Genomic DNA, 17,034 nt, shown 5'->3' with positions numbered 1-17,034 from the left:
CAGGCAGCACTCAGGCGGCGGTGCCGACGTTGGACGGGGGCGTGGTGCGGACGGCGACCTCGTGGCCGTCGTTGACGTTCTTCGCGTCGATCGGGTTGCGCCGCGACAGCACGACGATGCCGGCCGCGAGCGCGGCGCCGACCAGCGCGACCACGACCGTGCCGAAGTTGCCGCCGTGCTTGACCGCGAACGCGGAGATGCCGCCGACCAGCGCGGCAGAGGGCAGCGTGATCACCCAGGCGGCCACCATGCGGCCGGCGACGCCCCAGCGGACCTCCGCGAGCCGACGACCGACACCCGCGCCGAGGATGGACCCGGAGGCGACCTGCGTGGTGGACAGGGCGAAGCCCATGTGGGCGGAGGTCAGGATGACGGCCGTGGAGGCGGTCTCCGCCGCGAAGCCCTGCGGGGACTGAATCTCGGTCAGGCCCTTGCCCATGGTGCGGATGATCCGCCAGCCGCCGATGTAGGTGCCGAGGGCGATGGCGAGACCGGCGGTGAAGATCACCCAGACCGGCGGTCCTGCGTCGCCCGGGAGCGCGCCGACGGAGATCAGGGTCAGGGTGATGATGCCCATGGTCTTCTGGGCGTCGTTGGTGCCGTGCGCGAGCGAGACCAGCGAGGCCGAGCCGATCTGCCCGAGCCGGAAGCCCCTTGTCACGGAGCCCTCACGGCCGCGGGCGGTGAGCTTGTAGGCGCAGTACGTCGCGATCAGCGCGGCGATGCCCGCCACCACCGGCGAGGCGAACGCCGGGATGATGATCTTCTCGACGACCTTGTCGAAGTTGACCGCGCTGGAGCCCGCGCCGACCCACACGGCCCCGATCAGCCCGCCGAACAGGGCGTGCGAGGAACTGGACGGCAGCCCGACCAGCCAGGTCATCAGATTCCACAGGATCGCCCCGATGAGGCCGGCGAAGATCATCGCCGGGGTCACCTTGGCGTCGTTCACGATGCCGCCGGAGATCGTCTTGGCGACCTCCGTGGAGAGGAAGGCGCCGACCAGGTTGAGTACGCCGCTGATCAGAACCGCTGTCTTCGGTTTGAGCGCGCCGGTCGCGATGGACGTGGCCATCGCGTTCGCCGTGTCGTGAAACCCGTTGGTGAAGTCAAAGGCAAGTGCAGTGACGATCACGACCGCCACGAGGAACGTGATGTGGTCCATTCCTATATGCAAACAAGGACTGGCCAATTGCGCGAGAACCCGAGGCAAACGCACGTCCAAAAACAAACCCCCGTCGTGTGCATGATGTGCGTGCCATGCTGGGCGGGTGACCCCCCTGGAGGACCTGCGGCGGCTGCGCCGGGCGCGCGACCGCATGGACCGCGAGTACGCCGAGCCGCTCGACATGACCGAACTCGCCCGTAGCGCCCTCATGTCCTCCGGTCACTTCCAGCGCAGCTTCCGCAAGGCCTTCGGGGAGACGCCGTACAGCTATCTCATGACCCGGCGGGTCGAGCGGGCCAAGGCGCTGCTGCGCCGCGGCGACCTCACGGTGACCGAGGTGTGCATGGCGGTCGGCTGTACGTCGCTGGGGTCCTTCAGCTCGCGGTTCACCGAGCTGGTCGGGGAGACCCCGAGCGCGTACCGGGCGCGGGACCACGGGGAGAGCACGGTCATCCCGTCCTGCGTGGCCCGGACGTTCACGCGGCCTCGCCGCCGGCCGTACTGACCGCACCGCCAAGCGGACCGGACGACCGCGCCGGACGACCGCGCCGGACGACCGCGGCGTACGACCGCACGCGGCTGCGCGCGTTTCCTCCTAGCCTGGCCCCATGGACGCACAGCTGGACGTACAACTCGCGCAGTGTTTCATCGCCGTCGACGACCACGACAAGGCGCTCGCCTTCTACCGTGACGTCCTCGGCCTGGAGGTCCACAACGACGTGGAGTTCGAGGGGATGCGCTGGGTGACCGTCGGGTCGCCGCGGCAGCCGGGCGTGGAGATCGTGCTGGAGCCGCCGGGCGCCAACCCGGACGCCTCCCCCGCCGACCGGCAGGCCATGGCCGAACTCCTCGCCAAGGGCATGCTGCGCGGGGTGATCTTCTCCACCGCCGACTGCGACGCGCTGTACGAGCGGGTGCGGGAGCACGGCGGCGACGTGATCCAGGAGCCCATGGACCAGCACTGGGGCGTGCGGGACTGCGCGTTCCGGGATCCGGCGGGGAACCTGCTGCGCTTCACGGAACGCCGGGCGACCGAATAGCACACTTACGATCACCGTATGACCATCCGCTGGACGTACGCCTTCGCCGACCGGCCCGCCGCGCACCTCGCCACCGCCCAGGCGTTCTGGACCGCGGTCACCGGCACCTTCCTGTCCGCGCCCCGTGGCGAGGACGACGAGTTCGTGACGCTGCTGCCGGCCTCCGGCGTCGACGCCTGCGTCAAGCTCCAGGGCGTCGGGGCGGGCCCCGGCGGAGCCCACCTGGACCTGTGCGTCGAGGACGTGCCGGGCCTGGTGAAGCGGGCCCGGGATCTCGGTGCGGGGACGGTCGCCGAGCACGACGGGTGGACCGTTCTGCGGTCGCCGGCCGGGCAGTTGTGGTGTGCCGTGTCCTGGCAGGGCGAGTCGGTACGGCCGCCGGTCGTGGCGGGCAGCCGGCTGGACCAGGTCAGCATCGACATCCCGCCGTCCTCCTACGAGGCGGAGACCGCGTTCTGGGCGCAGCTGACCGGCTGGGAGCTGCTGACCGGCGCGCTGCCGGAGTTCCGGGTGCTCAGGCAGCCGGCCGGCCTGCCCGTGCGGATCCTGCTCCAGCGGCTGGCCGGCGAACAGCCCGCCGCCGCCCACCTCGACCTGGCGTGCGCGGACATCCCGGCGACCCGCGCCCGGCACGAGGAACTCGGCGCCGTGCACGTGGCCGACGGCCGCCACTGGACGGTGATGCGCGACCCGGCGGGCGGCGTCTACTGCCTCACCGGCCGCGACCCCGAGACCGGAGGCCTGCCGAGCCGGACAGGCGACCAGGGGCGGGGAACCCAGACCCAAGCCCAGGCCCAGACCCAGACCCAAGCCCAGGCCCAGACCCAGGAACGGGGAGCCCGGGGCTAGGAACGGGGGGCCCGGCTCCAGGGCTCCACGTCCACCACGGCCGTGACCGGTATCGGTCCGTAGACGTGCGGGAACTCCTCACCGCCGGGATCCGGCGCCTCCCACTTCACCGGGGCGCCGACCCGGGCCGGGTCCACGACCAGCACCACCAGTTCGTCCGGGCCGTCGTAGGCGCCGTACAGGAAGGCCGCGATGCGCGGGAGCTGGTCGCGGGTGGAGCAGTGGATGAAACCCTCCTCCTGGAGGGTGCGGCCCCGGGTGGACAGCTCGTAGCGGCCCCGCGCGCGGGCTTCCTCCCACAGGGAGCGCTCGGTGATGTGCAGGATGTTCGGGAGTGCGGTCATGCGCTCACGCTACGGTCCCCGCTCGGCGGGCCCGGGCGGCGGGGGCCTCGGCGGTGCCGCCTCCTGCGGGCCCGGCGGTCCGGTGCGCTCGCCGCAGTGAGGGTTGCGGCAGGGGCCGGGACCCCAGACCGGAACCCAGGCTCCCAGCGTCTTGTGCCGCCGCACCACTCGTTCGACGGGCTGTCCGCAGACCGGACAGACCTGGTCCTGGCTGTCCATTCCCCCAGCGTAGGCCGGGTCCGGCGGCCGTGCCCGCCGCCGGCCGCAAGGCGGCGGGCCCCGCGCACCGTGGGGATGCGCGGGACCCGTCGAGCCGGAGCCCCCGGACAGCCGCGCGGGGTCAGGAGCCGCGCGGTCCCGGGGGCTCCGGGGTCTTCACCTGCTGCGCCGGGTCACGAACTCGGCGAGCGCGAGCAGGCCGCCGGCCGACTCCGGGCCGGGCACGGCACGGGCGAGTTCCTGCATCGCCCGGGCCATCCGGTCGGCCGCCTCGGACTGCGCCCAGTCCCGGCCGCCCGCCCGCTCCACCGCCAGTGCGGTCCGCGCGATGTCGTCGGCGTCGGTCGACGCGTCCGCCGGCAGATGCGGCTCGGCGTACAGCTCGGCGAGGTCGGCGGCGGCCGGGGTGCCGGAGGTGAGGGCCGCGACGACCGGCAGGGACTTCTTGCGGGCCGCCAGGTCCGCACCGGCCGGCTTGCCGGTGCGCCGGGGGTCACCCCATATGCCGATGACGTCGTCGATCAGCTGGAAGGCCAGCCCGGCCTGGCGGCCGAAGCCGTCGAGCGCCGCCACCTCCGCCGCTCCCGCCCCCGCGTACAGCCCGCCCAGGGCGCAGGCGCAGCCGAGCAGCGCCCCGGTCTTGGCCTCGGCCATGGCGAGCACCTCGTCGAGGGTGACCTCGTCGGGCGCCCGGTGCTCCATGGCCGTGTCCGTGTGTTGTCCCGCGCACAGTTCGAGGACGCAGTCCGCGAGCCGGACGGCAGCCGCCGCGGACGCCGGGTGCGGGTCCTCGGCGAGCAGCCTGAGGGCCAGCGCCTGGAGGGCGTCCCCGGCGAGGATCGCGTCCGCGTCGCCGAACACGGTCCAGGCGGTGGGCCGGTGCCTGCGGGAGGTGTCCCGGTCCATGACGTCGTCGTGGAGCAGGGTGAAGTTGTGCACCAGCTCCACGGCCGCCGCGGCCCGTACGGCCGCCGAGCGGGCCGCCGGGCCGCCGAGCGCGTCGGCGGCGGCGAGGACCAGCGCGGGCCGGATGGCCTTGCCCGCGTTGCCGTCCGCCGGGGTGCCGTCCGCGTGCTCCCAGCCGAAGTGGTAGCGCGCGATCCGCCGCATCGGACCGGGCAACGAGGCGACGGCGGTGCGCAGTTCGGGGTCGACGGACGCCCGCACCCGCTCCAGTATCACCGCCGCCTCGGACCCGTCGGGCGACTCCGGCCTCCCCTGCGGCGGCTGCGTGGCACGCTGCTGCCGCTCCGTCACGAACTCGGCCATGGCCTCCCCTTCGCGGAGTGCGCGTACGGTGGCGTCTCCGCCACGGCTCGGCACGTACCCCGAGGGTGTACCCGCCCCGGAGGGCGGGGACACGGCCGCCAAGTGCGGAAACGTCACCTCCAGCGGCCGATCTCGACGTTCTCCAGCACTCCGAGGGCGTCGGGGACCAGTACGGCGGCCGAGTAGTACGCCGTGACCAGGTAACTGATGATGGCCTGCTCGTTGATGCCCATGAAGCGGACCGAGAGGCTCGGCTCGATCTCGTCGGGGAGACCGGACTGCCGCAGTCCGACCACGCCCTGGTTGTCCTCGCCGGTACGCATGGCGATGATCGAGGTGGTCCTGGCCTCGGTGACCGGGATCTTGTTGCAGGGGTAGATCGGGACACCGCGCCAGGTCGGGATGCGGTTGCCGCCGATCTCGACGGTCTCCGGGACCAGTCCGCGCTTGTTGAGCTCGCGGCCGAAGGCGGCGATCGCGCGCGGGTGGGCGAGGAAGAGCTTGGTGCCGCGCCGGCGGCTGAGCAGCTCGTCCATGTCGTCCGGGCTGGGCACGCCGTCGTGCGGCTGCAGCCGCTGGTCGTACTGGCAGTTGCTGAGCAGTCCGAACTCCCGGTTGTTGATGAGCTCGTGCTCCTGGCGCTCCTTCAACGCCTCGACGGTGAGCCGCAGCTGGTGCTCGGTCTGGTTCATCGGCTGGTTGTAGAGGTCGGCCACGCGGGTGTGGATGCGCAGCACGGTCTGGGCGATGCTCAGCTCGTACTCACGCGGCCGGGCCTCGTAGTCGACGAAGGTGTGCGGGATGTCGGGCTCGCCGCTGTGGCCGGCCGCGAGGGCGACCTCCTTCTCGCCGTACTTGTTGGTGCGCTGCTCGGGGATCGCGCGCAGCTGCTGGAGGTGCTCGCGCAGCGAGTCGGCGCGCTCGGCGACCTGCTCGAAGTCCTGCCGGGACAGGGTCAGAACGGTGCAGGCCGTGTCCGCGCGGGCGGTGTACTCCCAGATGGCGTCCGGGTCGATCAGGCCCTGCTCGCCGAAGTACGAGCCGTCGGCGAGGACACCGAGCACCGCGTCGTCGCCGTAGGGGCCGGTGCCGATCTTCTCGACGCGGCCGTGGGCCAGCAGGTGGACCTCGTCCGTGCCGTTGCCGAACGAGGCGATGACCTCGCCCGGGGCGAAGTCGCGCTGCCGGCAGCGCTGGGCCAGCTCGGCCAGCACCTCCTCGTCCTCGAACGACCGCAGGATGGGCAGCTCGCCCAGCTCCGCGGGGATGACCTCGACACGGTCGCCGGTCTTCAGGAACGTGATACGGCCGTCGCCGACCGTGTAGGTGAGCCGCCGGTTCACCCGGTACGTACCGCCCTGGACATCGACCCAGGGCAGCGTCCGCAGCAGCCAGCGGGAGCTGATCTCCTGCATCTGGGGCGCGGACTTGGTCGTGGTGGCCAGGTTCCGCGCTGCCGCCGTGTCCAGAGACTGCTGCGGCTTGCCCTGATCCGTGCGGACCTCTTCGCCTACCGACATAAGGAAATGCCCTCCCATACCTGCGCGGGTGCCGAACTGCCCACGCATCGGTCTCACGGGCCACCCTGTCATCACGGAGCGTGCCGGACCATTACCCGAAAGAGCGGGAATAGATCATCGCACTACTGGGCATGCCGACATATCACCTCATCGCTCACCCCTTGATATGCCGACTTGTCTGGATTGACTCGCACGGGATCCGAACATCCCTGAACAGGGCTGGCCCGGTAGGCCCGACTTCTGTAGAAAGCGAAGAAGATCTGGAAGATTCGGATAGTTCGGACGCGAAGGAGGCAGTCATGGCCCCACCCATGTCCGCGGACGCTTTCCTCGACGCGCTGCGGGACGAGGGCGTCACGGTCGTCGAGGTCGGCGACTGGAGGGACCACAACCGGAACCACAAGGGCCCCTGGGGCCCCGTCCACGGTGTGATGATCCACCACACGGTGACGCACGGCACCGAACCCACGGTCCGGATCTGCCGCGACGGCCACCCCGGTCTCCCCGGCCCGCTCTGCCACGGCGTCATCACCAAGGACGGCACGGTCCATCTCGTCGGCTACGGCCGCGCCAACCACGCGGGGCTGGGCGACGACGACGTGCTGCGCGCGGTGATCGCGGAGAAGAGGCTGCCCCCGGACAACGAGGCGAACACCGACGGCAACCGGCACTTCTACGGCTTCGAGTGCGAGAACCTGGGCGACGGCGTGGACCCCTGGCCCGAGGCCCAGCTGGAGGCGGTCGAGAAGGTGGCCGCGGCGGTGTGCCGGCGGCACGGCTGGTCGGAGCGGTCGGTGATCGGGCACCTGGAGTGGCAGCCGGGAAAGGTGGACCCGCGCGGCTTCTCCATGTCCTGGCTGCGCGACCGCGTCGGGGAGCGGCTGAAGTGAGCCCGCACCGGCGCCCCGGGCGACAATGACCACGTGACCAGCGCCGACATACCCGCCCCCCCGGCTCCCCTCCCCGCTGGAGGCGGTGGCCGACGACCGTTTCACCCGGCACGGCGTCCGCCTCCTCCTCAAGCGGGACGACCTGATCCACCCGGAGCTGATCGGCAACAAGTGGCGCAAGCTGGTCCCGAACATCGAGGCGGCGGCCGGCCGGCCCGTCCTCACCTTCGGCGGGGCGTACTCCAACCACCTGCGCGCGACGGCCGCCGCGGGCCGTCTCCTGGGCTTTGCGACGGTGGGCGTGGTGCGGGGCGAGGAACTGGCCGCCCGGCCGCTCAATCCGTCGCTGGCGCGGTGCGCCGCCGACGGGATGCGGCTGCACTTCGTCGACAGGTCGACGTATCGGCGCAAGGCCGAGCCGGAGGTGCTGGCCGGTCTGCTGCGGGCGGCGGGGGCCGAGGACGCCTACGTGGTGCCGGAGGGCGGCAGCAACGCGGACGCGGTACGCGGCTGCCGCGCCCTCGGCGCGGAGCTGCGGGGACGCGCCGACGTGGTGGCGATCGCCTGCGGGACCGGAGGCACGCTGGCCGGACTGGCCGCCGGGCTGGGGGCGGAGCAGCGGGCGCTGGGGGTACCGGTGCTCCGGGGCGGGTTCCTGGCCGGCGAGATACGGCGGTTGCAGACGGAGGCGTTCGGGGAGCGGCGCGGGCGGTGGTCGCTCGACGAGCGGTTCCACTTCGGCGGGTACGGGCGTACGACACCCGAACTCGAGACCTTCGCCGAGGATTTCGAGGAGCGGCACGGGGTGCGGGTGGAGCGGCTGTATGTCGCCAAGTTGCTGTACGGACTTGTCGAGCTGGCGCGGGAAGGCGCCCTGGGGCGGGAAGTGGCCGTCGCGGCGGTGCTGACGGCCTGACCTGCGTGCGGCCTCGGGACCGCGCGCCGGACGTCACTCGGCCTCCCGGTACGCGGCGGCCTCCTCCAGGTCCAGCCGACGCAGCAGGGTGCGCAGCATCTCGTCGTCGATGTAGCGGTGGTCGCGGAGCCGGACGAAGACCGTGCGCTCGGCGCTGATCATCTCCCGGGAGAGGCGGCGGTAGGTGTCGTCGACCGATTCGCCGGTGACCGGGTTGGTCTGGCCGAGGCGCTCCCAGACGGCGTTGCGGCGGCGCTCCAGGACCGTGCGCAGGCGGTCGGCGAGCGGCGGGGGGAGGTCGTTGCGGTCGTCCGAGAGGAGTTCGTCGAGGCGGGTCTCGGCCGCGCGGGAGGCCTGGGCCTGGGCGTTCGCCTCGGCGAGCGTCTCGGCCTGGGAGTCCCGGGCCGGGAACTTCATCAGGCGGATCAGCGGGGCCAGGGTGAAGCCCTGCACCACGAGGGTGCCGATGACCGTCGTGAAGGTCAGGAACAGGATCAGGTTGCGCTGCGGGAAGGGGTCGCCGCCGTGCACGGTGAGCGGGATCGAGAAGGCGATGGCCAGCGAGACCACGCCCCGCATGGCCGCCCAGGCGGTGACCGCCGGACTCCTCCAGGTGGGGTTGTCCTCCCGCTCGCGGATCCGCCGGAACAGCAGCCGCGGCAGGAAGGCAGCCGGGTACATCCAGACGAACCGGGCCGCCACCACGACCAGGAAGAGGGCGAACGCGTACCAGGCGGCGTCGATGCCCTCGTAGGCGCCGAGGCCCTTGAGGACGACCGGCAGCTGCAGGCCGATCAGCGCGAAGACCGCCGACTCCAGCACGAACGCCACCATGCGCCACACCGCCTCCTCCTGGAGGCGGGTGGCGAAGTCGACCTCCCAGGCACGGTGGCCGAGGTAGAGGGCGACCACGACGACCGCCAGCACGCCGGAGGCGTGGAACTGTTCGGCGACGCTGTAGGCGACGAACGGGATCAGCAGCGACAGCGTGTTCTGGAGCAGCGGCTCCTTCAGGTGCGTGCGCAGCCAGTGGATCGGCACCATCAGCACCACGCCGACGATCACGCCGCCGATCGCGGCCAGCAGGAACTCCCCGATCCCGGCGGCCCAGGAGGCGCCCTCGCCGACGGCCGCCGCGACGGCCACGCGGTAGGCGGTGATCGCCGTGGCGTCGTTCAGCAGGGACTCGCCCTGCAGGATCGTGGTGAGCCGGGACGGCAGCCCGACCCGGCGGGCGATCGCGGCGGCGGCGACCGCGTCCGTGGGCGCCACGACCGCGCCCAGCGCGAGCGCCGCGGGCAGCGGCAGCCCGGGCACGATCAGGTAGGCCGCCCAGCCGACGACGAAGGTCGCGAAGAGCACGTACCCCACCGACAGCAGCGCCACCGGCCGCATGTTCGCCCGCAGGTCGAGGTACGAGCTCTCGGTGCCCTCCTTGTACAGCAGCGGGGGCAGCACCAGCGGCAGCACGATCTCCGGGTCGAGGGTGTAGTCGGGGACCCCGGGGACGTAGGACACCAACAGGCCGACCGCGACCAGCAGCAGCGGCGCCGGCACCGGAGTGCGCCGGGCCGCGCCCGCGATCGCGGCGCTCCCCGCCACCAGCAACAGCAGTGGCATCACGTCCATGGTCCTCGCCCGCCCTCGTTTTTCGCGCGGCCACCCGCACACCCGTCGTAATCTGGCAATCATGAAACAGTGCACGCACCGCGACGCGCTGCCGCTCCCGGAACCCGAGCCACAGAACGAGACCTGCCCGGAGTGTCTCGTCAAGGGCTGGCATCCGGTGCAGCTGCGGATCTGTCTGACCTGTGGCCATGTCGCCTGCTGCGACTCGTCGCCCGGAAGACATGCGACAGGCCACCACGAATCGTCCGGTCACCCGATAATGCGGACCTACGAGCCCGGCGAGGACTGGCGCTGGTGCTTCGTCGACCACGTGCTCGTGTGACACTGCACTACGGCTGCTGAAGACCACAGCACCGACGGTTCGACGGTTCGACGCCGGGGTACGTCAACCCGGCGCGCGCTCTTCCCAATTGGGCAAGGCAGACCTCTAGACACGGAGCGTATCCACAGGTTTACTGTGAGTGACGCCAGGGGGTTGGGGTCCCGGGGACAGAAAAGTTCGGAGCGCGGTAGCGTCACCGCTGAACCACGTAGTGCGTTACCCCGGGGGGCGACCCTCGGCCCCGAAAAGCTTGTACCACCATGGAGGTGAGGGTGTCCCAGATCGCAGGCGAGCCCGCGACCCAGGACTTCGTGGAAGTCCGGCTGCCGGCTGCGGGTGCCTACCTGTCGGTGCTGCGCACGGCCACGGCCGGTCTCGCCGCCCGCTTGGACTTCACCCTGGACGAGATCGAGGATCTGCGCATCGCTGTCGACGAGGCGTGCGCGATCCTGCTCCAGCAGGCCGTTCCCGGCTCGGTGCTCAGCTGTGTCTTCCGCCTCGTCGACGACTCGCTGGAGGTCACGGTCTCCGCTCCGACCACGGACGGCCACGCCCCCTCGCGCGACACTTTCGCCTGGACCGTGCTCTCGGCCCTGGCGGGCAAGGTCTCGTCGGCCGTCGACGAGGACAAGACCGTGTCGATCAGCCTCTACAAACAGCGCGGCGCGGGACCCGGGCCGGCGTGAGGAACGGGGACGGGCCGGTGCGGGACGAAGAACGCGGCACACGGGAGCTGCCGACCGGGGGCGAAGGCCCCGGGGCCGGCTCCCGCCGCATGGCTGACGGCATCGACGGCATCCCGGAACAGGCCAGGCCGCACCCGGAGGACCCCTCCGCGCAGGCCGGTCTGGAGGGTGCCGCGCAGAGCGCTCCCCCGGAAGGGCGGAACGGGGTCGCGGCCCCGCACCGAGCCGGGGCGAAGGCTCGCGGAAGGGCGACGGGCGGGACGATGAGCGAGCACGAGCGATACGCCGAGGACGAGGCGCTGGCCGCGGAGGTGGTGCAGGCGACCCAGCACGAACCTCAGGACCGCGGCGCCCAGGACCGCAGCGGCGCTCGCGCCCTGTTCGTCGAGCTGCGCGCGCTCAAGGAGGGCAGCGCCGAGTACGCGGAGCTGCGCAATCGGCTGGTCCGGATGCATCTGCCGCTCGTGGAGCACCTCGCGCGCCGGTTCCGCAACCGCGGCGAGCCGCTGGACGACCTCACCCAGGTCGCCACGATCGGCCTGATCAAGTCGGTCGACCGGTTCGACCCGGACCGGGGCGTGGAGTTCTCGACGTACGCCACCCCGACCGTGGTCGGCGAGATCAAGCGCCACTTCCGCGACAAGGGCTGGGCCGTCCGCGTCCCGCGCCGTCTCCAGGAGCTGCGGCTCGCGCTCACCACCGCCACGGCGGAGCTGTCCCAGCAGCACGGCCGCTCCCCCACGGTGCACGAGCTGGCCGAGAAGCTGGCGATCTCGGAGGAGGAGGTCCTGGAGGGCCTGGAGTCGGCCAACGCGTACTCCACGCTGTCCCTGGACGTCCCCGACACCGACGACGAGTCGCCCGCGGTCGCCGACACCCTCGGTGCGGAGGACGAGGCCCTGGAGGGCGTCGAGTACCGCGAGTCCCTCAAGCCCCTCCTGGAAGACCTCCCGCCCCGCGAGAAGCGGATCCTTCTCCTCCGCTTCTTCGGCAACATGACCCAGTCCCAGATCGCCCAGGAGGTCGGCATCTCCCAGATGCACGTCTCCCGCCTGCTGGCGAGGACCTTGGCACAGCTACGGGAGAAGCTGCTGGTGGAGGAGTAGTTCTCAGCGCCCCGCAGATCAGCTACTACGCCCGGGCCCCTTGATCCCGAGGGCCTGGGTGGTAGCCGAGTTCACCAGCAGCACCAGCGAAGCCACAGCCACCACCGCCAATACGATCCCCACCGGAATCGCCACGCTGTCGGCCTGCAGCAGGTTGTAGGCCACCGGCAACGCCATGATCTGCGTGATCACCGCGGGCCCCCGGCTCCAGCTCTTCCGCCGCAGCAGCCCCCGCGCAGCGACCAGCGGCAGCAGTGCCAGCACGACGACGGTGACGCCCCCGGTGATCGCCTGCCCCCGGTCGTCCGGATCCCCGGTGACCCCGAGCACGGCCAGCCACACCCCGCCGACCAACAGGGCGAGCCCTTCCAGCCCGACCAGCGCGGCGGCATACGTCAGCCGCGGCGGACGGGGCGCCTCGATTCCGTCGGTCTTCTCAGCCGCAGGTGCTTCACTCACCCCAGCAGGGTAGCCCTCGGCCGGCACCCGTAAGTGTCGAGGCTCACGCCCCTCTCTCTTACCGGATCCCTAACTCGGTCTGGGATCGGTACTTTCCAGTAGGTACGCTGCAATCCATGCGTGCACTTCTCGTGGTCAATCCGGCGGCAACCACCACAAGCGCACGTAGGCGCGACGTCCTCATCCACGCGCTCGCGAGCGAGGTGAAGCTGGAGGCGGTCACCACCGAGTACCGCGGCCACGCCCGCGACCTGGCGCGACAGGCGGCGGAGAGCGACGACATCGACCTCGTCGTGGCGCTCGGCGGCGACGGCACGGTCAACGAGGTGGTCAACGGTCTGCTCCACGACGGACCCGACCCGGACCGGCTGCCCGGCCTCGCCGTGGTCCCCGGCGGCTCCACCAACGTCTTCGCCCGGGCCCTCGGCCTGCCGAACGACCCGGTCGAGGCCACCGGCGACCTGCTGGACGCACTGCGCGAGAAACGCGAGCGATTCGTCGGCCTCGGCCTGACCGCCGGCACGCCCGGCACCGAGGACGAGGCAGTCCCGGCCCGCTGGTTCACCTTCAACGCGGGGCTCGGTTTCGACGCGGGTGTGGTCGGCCGGGTCGAGCAGCAGCGCGAGCTCGGTAAGAAATCCACGCACGCGCTGTACGTTCGTCAGGTCGTCCGGCAATTCCTCGGCGAGCAGCACCGCCGGCACGGGACGATCACCCTGGATCGGGCCGGCGCCGACCCGATCACGGATCTTGTCGTGGCGATAGTCTGCAACACCTCGCCCTGGACGTATCTCGGCAATCGTCCGATGTACACGTCACCTAAGGCCTCGTTCGATAAGGGCATCGACGTACTCGGTCTCAGCCGCCTGTCGACGGCCGCGGCTGCCCGGTATGGCACGCAGTTGCTCACTTCGTCCCCCGAGAAGGGACCCCACGGCAAGCACGCGGTGTCCCTGCACGATCTGGACCAGTTCACCTTGCATTCGAAGGTGCCCCTACCCCTCCAGATGGACGGCGACCACCTAGGACTGCGTACGAGCGTGACGTTCACAGGCGTACGCCGCGCACTGCGTGTGATTGTGTGAGCGGAACGGGCTAAAGTCCTTTCACTCGAACGTTTAGGCCAGGATCCACCCCATGGAAGTACGGCTGTGACCCAGTCGACACCGAGGAATCAAAAAAAACTTTCCGGAAGGGGTTGTATCCGTCGCTGAGGTTTGCGAGGCTCTACGTGGCGGTCGGGACAGCCCGCAACACCGGCGTCCACTGATCACCGGAATCCCCCTTCAACTCACAGGACCCCTGCCAGGGAACCTGGCGGTCGGCCCTTCACTTGTTGAGGGATTCGTGAAAGCGTTCACATTCACAAGCAACGTGCATGTAATACCAAGGAGAGGTAGCAGCCATGGACTGGCGTCACAACGCCGTTTGCCGCGAGGAAGACCCCGAGCTCTTCTTCCCCATCGGCAACACTGGTCCTGCGCTGCTGCAGATCGAGGAAGCCAAGGCCGTCTGTCGGCGCTGCCCCGTTATGGATCAGTGTCTGCAGTGGGCGCTCGAGTCCGGCCAGGACTCCGGTGTCTGGGGTGGTCTCAGCGAGGACGAGCGTCGCGCGATGAAGCGCCGTGCCGCCCGCAACCGGGCCCGTCAGGCCACCGCCTGACAGTCCCACCCCTGGTGACAGCCTGAGCTTGGCGGCGCGCACAGCGAGTGCGCATCTCCCGCCCCCGAGCCGCAGCGCGCAGTACCCCCGATGCGCTTAGCAGTTGAGCAGCAACGAGCGATCAGCCCCGGACCCACCAGGTCCGGGGCTCTTTGCTGTCCGGAAGGTTCACTTCTGCGGGCGCACCGGCAGGTCCAGGATCACCCGGGTGCCCCGCTCCGGCGCCGGCACCATGTCGAACGTGCCGCCCAACTCGCCCTCCACCAGCGTCCGTACGATCTGCAGACCGAGGTTGCCGGAGCGGTGCGGGTCGAAGCCCTCGGGCAGGCCGACGCCGTCGTCCTGGACGGTGACGAGCAGCCGGGCCTCCTTGGTGGTGCCGCCGCGGACCGCCGCGACCTCCACGGTGCCGGTCTCGCCCTCGCGGAAGCCGTGTTCCAGTGCGTTCTGCAGGACTTCGGTGAGCACCATCGACAGCGGGGTGGCCACCTCGGCGTCGAGTATCCCGAAGCGGCCGGTGCGCCGGCCCGTGACCTTGCCCGGCGAGATCTCGGCGACCATCGCCAGGACCCGGTCGGCGATCTCGTCGAACTCGACGCGCTCGTCCAGGTTCTGAGACAGCGTCTCATGCACGATCGCGATCGAGCCGACCCGCCGTACGGCCTCCTCCAGGGCCTCCCGGCCGCGCTCCGACTCGATGCGCCGGGCCTGGAGGCGCAGCAGCGCGGCGACCGTCTGGAGGTTGTTCTTCACCCGGTGGTGGATCTCCCGGATGGTCGCGTCCTTGGTGATCAACTCCCGCTCGCGCCGCCGCAGTTCGGTGACGTCCCGGAGGAGCACCAGGGAGCCGATGCGGGTGCCCTTGGGCTTGAGCGGGATCGCCCGGAACTGGATGACGCCGTCCTCGGACTCGATCTCGAACTCGCGCGGCGCCCAGCCGCTGGCGAGCTTGGCGAGCGCCTCGTCCACGGGCCCCTTGGTCGGGGCGAGTTCGGCTGTGGTCTGGCCGAGGTGGTGGCCGAGCAGGTCGGCGGCGAGGCCGAGCCGGTGGTAGGCGGAGAGGGCGTTCGGGGAGGCGTACTGGACGATGCCGTCGCCGTCCACCCGGATCAGGCCGTCGCCGACGCGCGGGGAGGCGTCCATGTCGACCTGCTGGTTCGGGAAGGGAAACGATCCGGCAGCGATCATCTGCGCGAGGTCCGAGGCGCTCTGCAGGTAGGTGAGCTCCAGGCGGCTCGGGGTGCGCACGGTCAGCAGGTTGGTGTTGCGGGCGATGACCCCGAGGACCCGGCCCTCGCGCCGTACCGGGATGGACTCGACCCGGACGGGGACCTCTTCGCGCCACTCCGGGTCGCCCTCACGGACGATCCGGCCCTCGTCCAGGGCGATGTCCAGCATGGGCCGTCGGCCGCGCGGGACCAGGTGGCCGACCATGTCGTCCTGGTAGGAGGTCGGGCCGGTGTTGGGCCGCATCTGCGCCACGGAGACGTACCGGGTGCCGTCCCGGGTGGGGACCCACAGGACCAGGTCGGCGAAGGAGAGGTCGGAGAGCAGCTGCCACTCCGAGACCAGCAGATGGAGCCACTCGAGGTCGGAGTCGTCGAGGGCGGTGTGCTGGCGGACCAGTTCGTTCATGGAGGGCACGTCTGTGAGCGTACCTGGCGGTATGTGGATGGCCGAAAACCGGCGGGGACGCGAGGCGGGGCGGGCCCGGAGACACCCGCGGGCCGCGGCGCCTGGGAGGGACCCTCAACCCTCCCGGCACCGCAGCCCGGAGCAGCAACGGCCGCGGGGTGTGCGGTCCCGGTCGGCCGAAGGTGAGGATCCGGGGCAGTCAGGGCAGAGAGCTCCGGTTCCTCGGTCCGCCTTCCTGTGCGGGGAAGACGGAAGAGTGCGACTGTGCCGTGCGGCTGATGCCGTACGCGTTCAGCCCTCGTACGCAATTGTGGACTAGACCACGGTGTGTGTCCATGCGTTGGAGACTGTTCACAGTTGATGCGATCGCAGCGTAGCCCGCCGGGGACGGCCGTGGGGCCGGATGTCCGGGGCAATTTCCCGCGACCCGGCAGGGATGCGACCCCCGCCGTGGAAATTTTCCTCAATTCACCCTATCTGACGCATTCACGTAACCTCGCACTTATCCCCTTTTCCTGCACCCGGCCCGGGGCGACGGGGGTCGGTTCTGTTAGATTGGTCCCATCAGATTGGTCTAAACCACATAGACCTTCCAGACCCTCCAGCCCTCTTCAGAACGGCAGGCCCAGCGTGGAAGTTGTGATCGTTCCGGACGGCGCCGCGGGTGGCGAGCTGATCGCCGAGGCCATGGCCCGGCTGCTCCGGCACAAGCCGGCCGCGCTGCTCGGGGTGGCCACGGGCTCGACCCCGCTCCCCGTCTACCAGGCGCTCACCGCCAAGGTCCGCGCCGGCGCGGTGGACGCCTCGCGGGCACGGATAGCCCAGCTCGACGAGTACGTGGGGCTGCCGGCCGACCATCCGGAGTCGTACCGGTCGGTGCTGCGGCGCGAGGTGCTGGAGCCGCTCGGGATCGGGATGGACGCGTTCCTCGGCCCGGACGGCGCGGCCGAGGACGTGCAGGCGGCCTGCGAGGCGTACGACGCGGAGCTGGCGATGGCGGGCGGCGTGGACCTGCAGCTGCTCGGGATCGGGACCGACGGGCACATCGGGTTCAACGAGCCGTGCTCGTCGCTGGCCTCGCGGACCCGGATCAAGACGCTGACCGAGCAGACCCGGGTCGACAACGCGCGGTTCTTCGACGGGGACATCACGCAGGTGCCGCACCACGTCATCACCCAGGGGATCGGGACGATCCTGGAGGCCCGGCACCTGGTGCTGCTGGCCACGGGTGAGGGGAAGGCGGACGCGGTCGCGGCGACGGTGGAGGGGCCGGTCGCCGCGGTGTGCCCCGCGTCGGCGCTGCAGTTGCACCGGCATGC

19 protein-coding genes are annotated in these 17,034 nt (G+C 71.0%); 11 read left to right on the top strand and 8 right to left on the bottom strand.

Translation table 11 applies throughout. The features are described 5' to 3' along the window. Window positions 1–10: 10 nt before the first annotated feature. The gene (locus tag AB0D74_RS36845) at window positions 11–1,165 is read right to left on the bottom strand and encodes an inorganic phosphate transporter (protein WP_362596624.1); all 1,155 of its coding nucleotides are present in this window, start codon (window positions 1,163–1,165) and stop codon (window positions 11–13) included. Between the two features lie 154 nt (window positions 1,166–1,319). Here AB0D74_RS36845 and AB0D74_RS36840 point away from each other — a divergent pair, with 154 nt between their 5' ends. From AB0D74_RS36840 to AB0D74_RS36830, 3 genes are all read left to right on the top strand, one after another. Then, window positions 1,320–1,673 carry a helix-turn-helix transcriptional regulator gene (locus AB0D74_RS36840; RefSeq protein ID WP_362596864.1) on the top strand — a complete coding sequence of 118 codons (354 nt, stop codon included), beginning with the start codon at window positions 1,320–1,322 and terminating at the stop codon, window positions 1,671–1,673. A 115-nt stretch (window positions 1,674–1,788) separates the two neighbouring features. After that, window positions 1,789–2,208 (top strand): VOC family protein, encoded by a 420-nt coding sequence (locus tag AB0D74_RS36835; protein WP_362596861.1) that lies wholly within the window; start codon window positions 1,789–1,791, stop codon window positions 2,206–2,208. 18 nt (window positions 2,209–2,226) lie between these two features. Further along, a complete protein-coding gene (locus AB0D74_RS36830) occupies window positions 2,227–3,057 on the top strand; it encodes a VOC family protein (protein WP_362596622.1) in 831 nt (276 codons plus the stop codon). Here AB0D74_RS36830 and AB0D74_RS36825 read toward each other — a convergent pair. The 4 genes from AB0D74_RS36825 to AB0D74_RS36810 form a co-directional block, all read right to left on the bottom strand. Further along, window positions 3,054–3,401 (bottom strand): DUF952 domain-containing protein, encoded by a 348-nt coding sequence (locus AB0D74_RS36825; RefSeq protein ID WP_362596620.1) that lies wholly within the window; start codon window positions 3,399–3,401, stop codon window positions 3,054–3,056. The genes AB0D74_RS36830 and AB0D74_RS36825 overlap by 4 nt on opposite strands. A gap of 9 nt (window positions 3,402–3,410) precedes the next feature. Further along, entirely contained in the window at window positions 3,411–3,620 is a 210-nt protein-coding gene (locus AB0D74_RS36820; RefSeq protein WP_362596618.1) for a hypothetical protein, read from the bottom strand. 156 nt (window positions 3,621–3,776) lie between these two features. Further along, entirely contained in the window at window positions 3,777–4,889 is a 1,113-nt protein-coding gene (locus AB0D74_RS36815; protein ID WP_362596616.1) for a family 2 encapsulin nanocompartment cargo protein polyprenyl transferase, read from the bottom strand. Between the two features lie 113 nt (window positions 4,890–5,002). Next, window positions 5,003–6,409, bottom strand: coding sequence for a family 2B encapsulin nanocompartment shell protein (locus tag AB0D74_RS36810; RefSeq protein WP_362596613.1), 1,407 nt, complete (start codon window positions 6,407–6,409; stop codon window positions 5,003–5,005). A 299-nt stretch (window positions 6,410–6,708) separates the two neighbouring features. Between AB0D74_RS36810 and AB0D74_RS36805 the strand changes: the two genes are divergently transcribed. Continuing rightward, on the top strand, window positions 6,709–7,299 hold the full coding sequence (locus AB0D74_RS36805) for an N-acetylmuramoyl-L-alanine amidase (RefSeq protein WP_362596611.1): 591 nt from the start codon (window positions 6,709–6,711) through the stop codon (window positions 7,297–7,299). 85 nt (window positions 7,300–7,384) lie between these two features. Further along, window positions 7,385–8,215, top strand: a complete 831-nt coding sequence (locus tag AB0D74_RS36800; RefSeq protein WP_362596609.1) for a pyridoxal-phosphate dependent enzyme — start codon at window positions 7,385–7,387, stop codon at window positions 8,213–8,215. A gap of 33 nt (window positions 8,216–8,248) precedes the next feature. Here the strand turns inward: AB0D74_RS36800 and AB0D74_RS36795 are convergent, their stop codons facing one another. Next, entirely contained in the window at window positions 8,249–9,844 is a 1,596-nt protein-coding gene (locus AB0D74_RS36795) for a Na+/H+ antiporter (RefSeq protein ID WP_362596607.1), read from the bottom strand. 61 nt (window positions 9,845–9,905) lie between these two features. On the opposite strand from AB0D74_RS36795, the gene AB0D74_RS36790 reads away from it, so the two are divergent. The 3 genes from AB0D74_RS36790 to AB0D74_RS36780 all read left to right on the top strand — a co-directional run bounded on the left by AB0D74_RS36790 (window position 9,906) and on the right by AB0D74_RS36780 (window position 11,958). Then, window positions 9,906–10,166: a UBP-type zinc finger domain-containing protein gene (locus tag AB0D74_RS36790; protein ID WP_362596605.1), complete on the top strand. Its 261-nt coding sequence runs from the start codon at window positions 9,906–9,908 to the stop codon at window positions 10,164–10,166. A gap of 272 nt (window positions 10,167–10,438) precedes the next feature. Then, window positions 10,439–10,852, top strand: coding sequence for an anti-sigma regulatory factor (locus AB0D74_RS36785; RefSeq protein ID WP_004925829.1), 414 nt, complete (start codon window positions 10,439–10,441; stop codon window positions 10,850–10,852). Continuing rightward, window positions 10,849–11,958, top strand: coding sequence for an RNA polymerase sigma factor SigF (locus AB0D74_RS36780; RefSeq protein WP_362596603.1), 1,110 nt, complete (start codon window positions 10,849–10,851; stop codon window positions 11,956–11,958). The genes AB0D74_RS36785 and AB0D74_RS36780 overlap by 4 nt, the downstream gene beginning before the upstream one ends. An 18-nt stretch (window positions 11,959–11,976) precedes the next feature. Here the strand turns inward: AB0D74_RS36780 and AB0D74_RS36775 are convergent, their stop codons facing one another. Continuing rightward, window positions 11,977–12,417 (bottom strand): hypothetical protein, encoded by a 441-nt coding sequence (locus AB0D74_RS36775; RefSeq protein WP_362596601.1) that lies wholly within the window; start codon window positions 12,415–12,417, stop codon window positions 11,977–11,979. Between the two features lie 116 nt (window positions 12,418–12,533). On the opposite strand from AB0D74_RS36775, the gene AB0D74_RS36770 reads away from it, so the two are divergent. After that, window positions 12,534–13,502: a diacylglycerol kinase family protein gene (locus AB0D74_RS36770; protein WP_362596599.1), complete on the top strand. Its 969-nt coding sequence runs from the start codon at window positions 12,534–12,536 to the stop codon at window positions 13,500–13,502. 320 nt (window positions 13,503–13,822) lie between these two features. Then, entirely contained in the window at window positions 13,823–14,080 is a 258-nt protein-coding gene (locus AB0D74_RS36765; protein ID WP_010353616.1) for a WhiB family transcriptional regulator, read from the top strand. A 168-nt stretch (window positions 14,081–14,248) separates the two neighbouring features. Here the strand turns inward: AB0D74_RS36765 and AB0D74_RS36760 are convergent, their stop codons facing one another. Beyond that, window positions 14,249–15,715, bottom strand: coding sequence for a PAS domain-containing sensor histidine kinase (locus tag AB0D74_RS36760; RefSeq protein WP_362596858.1), 1,467 nt, complete (start codon window positions 15,713–15,715; stop codon window positions 14,249–14,251). A gap of 630 nt (window positions 15,716–16,345) precedes the next feature. Here AB0D74_RS36760 and AB0D74_RS36755 point away from each other — a divergent pair. Beyond that, window positions 16,346–17,034: glucosamine-6-phosphate deaminase (locus AB0D74_RS36755; protein WP_362596597.1), on the top strand; the 689-nt coding region annotated here is incomplete at its 3' end.

The organism is Streptomyces sp. NPDC048278, from assembly GCF_040652195.1.
Lineage (GTDB): Bacteria > Actinomycetota > Actinomycetes > Streptomycetales > Streptomycetaceae > Streptomyces.
Note: the sequence above shows the minus strand (reverse complement) of the source record. Positions and strands in the feature narration are given on the sequence as shown.

Excerpts from the sequence above, each read along its gene's own strand:
- AB0D74_RS36845 (WP_362596624.1), bottom strand. The coding sequence starts at position 1,165 with ATGGACCACATCACGTTCCTCGTGGCGGTCGTGATCGTCACTGCACTT.
- AB0D74_RS36840 (WP_362596864.1), top strand. The coding sequence starts at position 1,320 with ATGGACCGCGAGTACGCCGAGCCGCTCGACATGACCGAACTCGCCCGT.
- AB0D74_RS36830 (WP_362596622.1), top strand. The coding sequence starts at position 2,227 with ATGACCATCCGCTGGACGTACGCCTTCGCCGACCGGCCCGCCGCGCAC.
- AB0D74_RS36825 (WP_362596620.1), bottom strand. The coding sequence starts at position 3,401 with ATGACCGCACTCCCGAACATCCTGCACATCACCGAGCGCTCCCTGTGG.
- AB0D74_RS36820 (WP_362596618.1), bottom strand. The coding sequence starts at position 3,620 with ATGGACAGCCAGGACCAGGTCTGTCCGGTCTGCGGACAGCCCGTCGAA.
- AB0D74_RS36815 (WP_362596616.1), bottom strand. The coding sequence starts at position 4,889 with ATGGCCGAGTTCGTGACGGAGCGGCAGCAGCGTGCCACGCAGCCGCCG.
- AB0D74_RS36810 (WP_362596613.1), bottom strand. The coding sequence starts at position 6,409 with ATGTCGGTAGGCGAAGAGGTCCGCACGGATCAGGGCAAGCCGCAGCAG.
- AB0D74_RS36805 (WP_362596611.1), top strand. The coding sequence starts at position 6,709 with ATGGCCCCACCCATGTCCGCGGACGCTTTCCTCGACGCGCTGCGGGAC.
- AB0D74_RS36795 (WP_362596607.1), bottom strand. The coding sequence starts at position 9,844 with ATGGACGTGATGCCACTGCTGTTGCTGGTGGCGGGGAGCGCCGCGATC.
- AB0D74_RS36790 (WP_362596605.1), top strand. The coding sequence starts at position 9,906 with ATGAAACAGTGCACGCACCGCGACGCGCTGCCGCTCCCGGAACCCGAG.
- AB0D74_RS36770 (WP_362596599.1), top strand. The coding sequence starts at position 12,534 with ATGCGTGCACTTCTCGTGGTCAATCCGGCGGCAACCACCACAAGCGCA.
- AB0D74_RS36765 (WP_010353616.1), top strand. The coding sequence starts at position 13,823 with ATGGACTGGCGTCACAACGCCGTTTGCCGCGAGGAAGACCCCGAGCTC.
- AB0D74_RS36760 (WP_362596858.1), bottom strand. The coding sequence starts at position 15,715 with ATGAACGAACTGGTCCGCCAGCACACCGCCCTCGACGACTCCGACCTC.